The organism is Dietzia sp. SLG310A2-38A2, from assembly GCF_014145095.1.
In the GTDB taxonomy this organism is placed as follows: Bacteria; Actinomycetota; Actinomycetes; order Mycobacteriales; family Mycobacteriaceae; genus Dietzia.
The window spans coordinates 1-4,893 of record NZ_JAALDX010000187.1; the positions used below are offsets into that span (position 1 = coordinate 1).

The 4,893-nt window shown below is 71.3% G+C and carries 7 protein-coding genes; all 7 read right to left on the minus strand.

Annotated features, from left to right (window positions below; all coding sequences use genetic code 11):
• The coding region (locus G6027_RS07310) for an HAD-IC family P-type ATPase (RefSeq protein WP_182636600.1) at positions 1-1,248 on the minus strand (1,248 nt) is incomplete at its 3' end.
• Between the two features lie 108 nt (positions 1,249-1,356).
• Entirely contained in the window at positions 1,357-1,677 is a 321-nt protein-coding gene (locus G6027_RS07315; protein WP_182636601.1) for an acylphosphatase, read from the minus strand.
• Positions 1,674-2,120: an OsmC family protein gene (locus tag G6027_RS07320; protein ID WP_182636606.1), complete on the minus strand. Its 447-nt coding sequence runs from the start codon at positions 2,118-2,120 to the stop codon at positions 1,674-1,676. The genes G6027_RS07315 and G6027_RS07320 overlap by 4 nt, the downstream gene beginning before the upstream one ends.
• An 11-nt stretch (positions 2,121-2,131) precedes the next feature.
• Entirely contained in the window at positions 2,132-3,040 is a 909-nt protein-coding gene (mutM, locus tag G6027_RS07325) for a bifunctional DNA-formamidopyrimidine glycosylase/DNA-(apurinic or apyrimidinic site) lyase (RefSeq protein WP_182636602.1), read from the minus strand.
• Position 3,041: 1 nt separating this feature from the next.
• Complete coding sequence (gene rnc, locus G6027_RS07330) at positions 3,042-3,740, minus strand: ribonuclease III (RefSeq protein ID WP_182636603.1); 699 nt, start codon at positions 3,738-3,740, stop codon at positions 3,042-3,044.
• The gene (locus G6027_RS07335) at positions 3,737-4,327 is read right to left on the minus strand and encodes a YceD family protein (protein WP_182636604.1); all 591 of its coding nucleotides are present in this window, start codon (positions 4,325-4,327) and stop codon (positions 3,737-3,739) included. Before G6027_RS07335 ends, rnc begins: the two co-directional genes overlap by 4 nt.
• 24 nt (positions 4,328-4,351) lie before the next feature.
• On the minus strand, positions 4,352-4,893 hold a 542-nt coding region (locus G6027_RS07340), incomplete at its 5' end, for a DivIVA domain-containing protein (RefSeq protein ID WP_182636605.1).

Below are 4,893 nucleotides of genomic sequence, written 5' to 3' on the forward strand. Positions count from 1 at the left end.
TCCCAGCCGCACCGCGACCGCGGCCATCGCCGCATCGACCGCGTCGCCGGTGAAGCGGAGGGGGTCGTCCCGCGTGGGGACGGCCTCGTTGGTCAACGCGCCAGCGCGCAGGGCGGCCTCCGCGACGGCGCTGATCCGCCCGGCGTCGGTCCCGGCGTCGACAGCGATCTCCCCCTCCGTGGTCCACAGCCGTTCCACGGTGAGCAGGTTCTGTGTCAGGGTCCCGGTCTTGTCCGAACCGATCACCGTCGTGGACCCGAGGGTCTCCACCGACGGCAGGTGCCGCACGATCGCGTTGCGCCGCGCCATCCGGGCCACTCCGACGCTCATCGCCACGGTGAGCACCACCGGTAGCGCCTCGGGGATCGCGGAGACCACCAGAGCCACGGCGGTCCGGAACATCAGCGACACCTCGTGCCCGAGTGCGAGCCCGGTGGCGAAGACTGCCAGGGCAGAGATCCCCACCACCAGACCGATCCATCGCTCCATGGAGTGGATCAGGGCGGTGAGCGGCGCAGCCGCGGCAGTGTCCTGGACCAGCTCGTTGATGGCCCCGAGCTCGGTACCCGCGCCGGTGCCGACCACCACACCCGTCGCGCGGCCCGACGAGACGAGCGAGCCGCTGAACGCCATGCCGGCCCGGTCACCGGTCGGCGCGTCGGACGCGACCGGATCGGTGTCCTTGTCCGTGGCGAGGGATTCGCCGGTGAGCATCGACTCGTCGATCCGCAGGGCGACCACCTCGATCAGCCGGAGATCGGCCGGGACCCGGTCACCGCTGTCGAGGTACACGAGGTCGCCGGGCACCAGATCGGCGGAGTCGATGGTCGCGACGTGACCGTCCCGGCGCACGCGGGCGGTGGGTGAGGCCAGGGATTGCAGCGCCCGGACCTCCGTCTCCGCCTTGCGTTCCTGCCAGAACCCGATCGCCGCGTTGAGCACCACCGCGGCCATGATCGCGACGGTGTCCACCAGGTGTCCCTGGACCGCGGTGACGGTGGCACAGATCAGGAGGAACAGGACGAGGGGGCTCCGGAACTGGCGGAGCAGCATCCGCCACCCGGCGGTGGCGTCGGTCGCCTCCAACCGGTTGGGACCGTGGCGCTCCAGCCGGTGCGTCGCCTCCTCGGACGACAATCCCGTGGTGTCGGCACCCACCCGGTCGAGCACCTCCGACACCGCGAGTGCGTGCCAGGTGTCGGGGGTCGCGTCACCGTCGCCGCGGCCGACAGTACTGGGAGAGGTCATGGTCCGGTCCTCGAGTCTGCATCGAAGGTGGCGATCGATCCGTCTCCAGGATGCCCCAGCGCCGGTCCGGGTCGGGGGCCGGGTCGGGGGCCGGGGCCGAGGGGTCGTTCAGCGCTCGCGGAACCCGCTCAGGTCCCCCCGTGCCGGTTCCCAGGAGTCCACCACGAGCTCCACCGTGCCCGGTCCGTCCCCGCCCCGCAGTAGGTCGACGAGCTGCGCACACGCCTGGCGGGACCCCTCGGCCACCACATGGACCCGGCCGTCGGCCTTGTTGGCGGCGTATCCCACGAGACCGAGCTCGAGCGCCCTGGCGCGGGTCCACCACCGGAAACCCACGCCTTGAACCTGCCCGTGCACCCAGGCCACCAGCCGGACCGGGTCCTGACCGGCCCCGGCCGGGTCCTCGCCGGTGGCGCGCTGTCCCGTCATCGGAGGTCGAACCCGAGTTCCACCTCGGCCCCCGAACCCAGTGTCCGGCCGACCGTGCACGCGGAGTCCACCGAGCGTCGGATCATGTCCAGCAACCTGTCCCGCATGGCCGGGTCGAGCCCGGACAGGTCCAGCTCGTAGGTCTCCTCCAGCCGCGGATACCGCTCGGCCTCGCGATCCGGGTCCCCGGACACGCGCACGGTGGTCTGGTAGTCCTCGCCGAGTCGGCGGGAGACGGTGAAGTCCGAGGCCATCGCGGTGCACGACGCCAGGGCGATCTTGAGCAGTTCACCCGGGGTGAACACGCCCTCGACGTCCGCGGACCCGATCTCGACCCTCGCGCCCCGCGTCGAGTGGCCCACGTAGCGGCGGGTGCCCGCCCGCTCGACCCACAACTCGGTGGGGGCCGGTGGATCCTGTGGGGTGTCGTCCTTACCGGTCATCGTCATGACGGTCATCGTACGGAGCGATTCCGCCGCGTCCCACCACGGCGGGGCGCCGTCTGGCAGCCGGGGCAAAAGTGCGAACCGCGGTTCATGAAGTCCTCCCGGATCACCGGCGTCCCGCATCTCGCGCACGGCCGCCCCGCCTGCCCGTAGACGTCGAGGGACCTGTCGAAGTACCCGGAGGCGCCGTTGACGTTGACGTACAGGGCATCGAACGAGGTGCCCCCGGCGGCCAACGCGTCGGCCATGACGTCACGGGCGTGACCGAGCACCCCGCGGACGGTGGACAGCGTCAACGCTCCCGCCCGCCGACGTCCGTGGACACCGGATCGCCACAGCGCCTCGTCCGCGTAGATGTTGCCGATACCGGATACCACCGTCTGATCCAGCAGGAGCCGCTTGATCTCGGTGTCCCGGCGGCGGATGGTCCGCGCCGTGGCCAGCTCGTCGAACCCCGGCTCGAACGGGTCGGCGGCCACGTGCGCGGCCGGCGCGGGCACGAGAACACGGGTGCCGTCGGCGGCCTCGGCCAGCGGAACGACGGTCCACCCGCCGAACGTCCTCTGGTCGACGAACCGCAACTCCCTGCCGTCGTCGAGCGCGGCGCGGGCGTGCAGGTGCCGTACCTGCGGCGCGTCGGAGGACGTGACCAGCATCTGGCCGCTCATCCCGAGGTGGACCAGCAGGCAGTCGGCGCCCGCGGAGTGCTCTCCGTCAAGGGTCAACCACAGGTACTTGCCACGTCGGGCGGCGCCGCTCACCACCCGATCTCGCAATCGGTCGACGATCTCCGCCGGACCGCCCGGCTGACGGCGGGCCGTGCGGGCCCCGGTCACGTCGACGTCGAGTATCCGATGACCCACCACGTGGGCCTCGAGGCCGCGACGCACCACCTCGACCTCGGGGAGCTCCGGCATGTCAGCCCGCGGCCCGGTCCAGGGCGGCCCAGGCCTGCTCGGCGGCCTTCTGCTCGGCCTCCTTCTTGGTCCGGCCGACGCCCTCTCCCAGTGAATCGTCTCCGACCAGCACCACCGCGGAGAAGGTCTTGTCGTGGTCCGGTCCGGTAGAGGTGATCTCGTACCGGGCCTTGGGCCGACCGAGCGCCGAACACTTCTCCTGGAGGCTGGTCTTCCAGTCCAGCGCCGCACCCAGGGTGGGCACCACCCGGAGACGCTCACCGATGATCCCCTCGACTATTCCCCGCGCCACCTCCAGGCCATGGGTCAGGTACACGGCGCCGAAGACCGCCTCCAGGGTGTCCGCCAGGATCGAGTGCTTGTCCCGTCCGCCGGTGAGTTCCTCTCCCCTACCGAGCCTGAGAAGTGCACCGAGCCCGTCGGGGCCCAACTCGCGGGCGATGTCGGCCAGGACGTAGGTGTTGACCAGGCTGGCTCGAATCTTCGCGAGGTCGCCCTCCGGGCGGTCCGGGTACGCGGTGTAGAGGTGTTCGGTCACGACGAGTTCCAACACGGCGTCACCGAGGAACTCGAGCCGCTCGTTGTGGGGGAGTCCCCCGTGCTCGTAGGCGTACGACCTGTGGGTCAGCGCCTGTGCGGCCAGCTCCGCGGGGAGATCCACCCCCAGGACCACACCGAGATCCGGGGCGGGATCCGTCACCCGGCCCCCTCGTCGGTCCCGGGATCAGCGAACTTCTCCGCTAGTCCGGCCCAGCGCGGATCGATGCGTCCCTCGGTACTGCCCGAGACCCCGTCCGGCGCGGGGGTGTCGGGGTTGACGCAGTCGCTGTGACCGTAGTCCGTGCACGTGGGCGACATCGGGAACTCGAGACCGAAGGCGTCGACCAGAGCGGGTTCCAGGTCCAACAGGTCTCCGTCGAGAAGGCGCACCTCGTCCTGATCCGCACCGTCCGCCGCGGCCGTGCCCTCGGCGGCGTACATCTCCGTCAGATCAACGGACACCTCGCTGATGAACTCGCCGAGACACCGTGCGCACTCCACCTCGGCACGTCCGGTGACGGTGCCGGTCACCAGCACCCCTTCCTCGACGAAGGTCAGGGCGAGGTCCAGGTCGACCTCGGCCTCCCCGGGGATCCGGATCAGCTCGACCCCGATGTCCGACGGCAGTACCGCGGCACGCTGGACCTGCGTCATCGCCCCCGGGGACCGGGCGATGCTGCGGGTGTCGAGGACGAGGGAATCGGCGGCCGGGCGGCCTTGGCGTCGCTTGCGGGAGGTGGTGGACACGCCCAGCAGACTACCTGTCTCCGATCAGTAGTCCCCGTACCCGTCGCCGTAGTGATCGCCCTCTCGCGCCCCGCGGCGGCCGGGGGCCTCACGTCGCCCGGCCGGGGTGACCCCGTGGAGTTCCTCTCGCCCGCGGGACACGGTGCGGATGGTCGAACCGAGGAACTCCTCGAACCGCGCCATCTTGTCGTCGATGTAGGCGTCGCACTCCTCGCGCCGACGATCGCTCTCCGCGTGCGCGGCGTCCCGGATCCGGCTGGCCTCCTCGTCGGCGATCCGCACGACCTCGGACTCCGACAGCATCCGCTGCTGCTCCTGGCGGGCCTCGGTGATGGTGCGGTCGTAGATGATGTTGGCCTGATCCACCAGCCGGTCGGACTCGGCGCGGGCGCGGGAGGTGGTCGACTCGGCTTCGCGACGGGACCGGTCAAGCAGATCGGCGGACTCCGCCCGGGCGTCGCCCACCAGACCGTCGGCGTGGGCCGTGGCCTCGGCGACCATGCGATCGGCCCGTGCCTTGGCATCGGCGAGCATCGCGTCCGCGTCCGCGCGCGCCTCGCGCAGCG